This window comes from Neglectibacter sp. X4, from assembly GCF_009917365.1.
Classification (GTDB): Bacteria; Bacillota; Clostridia; order Oscillospirales; family Acutalibacteraceae; genus Acutalibacter.
The window spans coordinates 1-578 of sequence record NZ_QWLE01000314.1 but is presented as its reverse complement, the minus strand read 5'-3'; the positions used below and the strand labels follow the sequence as shown (position 1 = coordinate 578).

Below are 578 nucleotides of genomic sequence, written 5' to 3'. Positions count from 1 at the left end.
TGTAGCATAAGCTGAATCAACAGTGCTAAAACAGAAAAGAGAAGAAGACAATCTGTCATACGATAATCCGTCACATAACGTAATCCTGTCGGATAATCAGGTTCCAACTCAATTCCGTGAAGCCGACTATATGCGTTTTTAGTTTTTTCCAAGTTTTTTCTATTGAAGTAACTTGTATTAAAAATAGCAGTATTCTGCATATCTTCTGCTTGCAATTCAATGCTTAAGAGAAATGCTTCATAAGACTCATTTTTATTTTCACTTCTATTTTCTGTCCAACTATCTTCCTGGAAAGTTTCTTTTTTTTCAAAGTCACCTGTAATCTGTTCTAAAACTAATATTCCATTTAAAATAAAAATCAGTGGTAGAAAAATAAAAAGAAATCTCCATTGGAAGAGTTTTTTCCATTCAAATTTTATCAGATTCCCCACTCTCAAAATCCTCCAAAATAATAGAGATACACATCTTCCAGCGATGGTCTTACTTCTCTACAGTTCCATACCGAATCAGGCTTTTTTGTAACCACTCTAGCAATAATCTTTTGATCCATCTGTGAAACACCCGCAATACACCATGTA

At 33.6% G+C, this 578-nt stretch carries 1 protein-coding gene; it reads right to left on the bottom strand.

What is annotated here, in order from left to right; genetic code table 11:
• On the bottom strand, nucleotides 1–431 hold a 431-nt coding region (locus D1841_RS18335; RefSeq protein ID WP_166554394.1), incomplete at its 3' end, for a hypothetical protein.
• Between the last annotated feature and the right edge of the window lie 147 nt (nucleotides 432–578).